This is a genomic window from Psychrobacter sp. 1Y4 (assembly GCF_051847555.1).
Window position 1 is genome coordinate 1 of sequence record NZ_JBPYDE010000106.1, and the last position, 1179, is coordinate 1179.

Sequence of the window (1179 nt, forward strand, 5' to 3'; positions counted from 1 at the left end):
CTTTAAAGCATTACTGTTCTTATCATCAGGTGCGGTCATTCTTGCGGTACACCATGAGCAAGACATCTTTAAGATGGGCGGTCTGCGCAAAAAGATACCATTAGTATTTTGGTGTTATATCATCGGTGGTGGTGCGCTCGCTGCGATACCTTGGGTTACCGTTGGCTTTTATTCTAAAGAAGCGATTCTTTGGGAGACGTATGCAACAGGTCACTTAGTACTATTCTATATGGGTGTATTCGGCGCGTTCTTAACCGCGATTTATACATTCCGTATGATTTGGATTATATTCTTCGGTGAAGAAAAAACCCATGCGCATAAACTATCAGGGGTGTCTTATTGGTTGCCTTTGACGGTATTACTTGTATTGTCTACTGCTGTTGGTGCTTGGATTACACCGCCACTACAAGGTGTATTACCAGAGAGCATGGGTCATTTATTAGAAGTCGCGGGTCAAGCGCATGCTAAGCACACCGCAGAGTATATCGCGATGGGTGCAATGGCAGCAGGTTTGATATTGGCGGCACTATTATATGTGGTCAATAAAGGACGTATGCTCACGAGCTTTAAGCGCTCACGTATCGGTGGGGCGCTGTATCACTGGTGCTATCACGGTCTAGGTTTTGATGCGCTATACGATATAATTTTTGTAAAACCCTTTTTGTTCATCGGCCGCTTATTAAAAGCCGATCCTATCGATAAAACGTGGTATATCTTGCCTAAGCTGGCCTCAGCAGGTAATAAAGTATTGTCTGCGACGCAAACAGGGTCACTTCGAGGTTATGCCACAAGCTTTGGCTTGGGTATGGCTGTATTGCTGGTGCTGGTAATGATGACGGTGGTGTAAAGATGATTGAGTTACAACAAACGTGGATGCTACCAGCATTAATCGCAATTCCTTTTATTGCAGGATTGCTATGCTGGTTGGTAGAGCGATTTAATAAACGTCTGCCGCGCTGGATTGCCTTGATCGGTATGATGTTGACCTTTGCTTTGTCATTAGTGCTTTGGCAGCAAGGTGATTTTAGCGGTATGAGTAAGCAGGTTATCGCGCCAGATGCTACAGTGCCTTGGGTCGCTGAATTTAGTGTGCCATGGATACCAAGTTTCGGTATTAGCTTTCACTTGGCGCTAGATGGTTTATCACTGATGATGGTAGCCTTAACAGGCTTGCTTGGT

Annotated in this window: 1 protein-coding gene and 1 pseudogene; both read left to right on the plus strand. The window is 44.9% G+C overall.

Annotated elements, in window-relative coordinates; translation table 11 throughout:
• Positions 1–847 (plus strand): proton-conducting transporter transmembrane domain-containing protein (locus tag ACS8FC_RS14540; protein ID WP_439297285.1); only part of this gene is annotated, 847 nt, incomplete at its 5' end.
• Between the two features lie 2 nt (positions 848–849).
• Positions 850–1179, plus strand: a pseudogene (locus tag ACS8FC_RS14545) (NADH-quinone oxidoreductase subunit M); the annotation flags it as partial.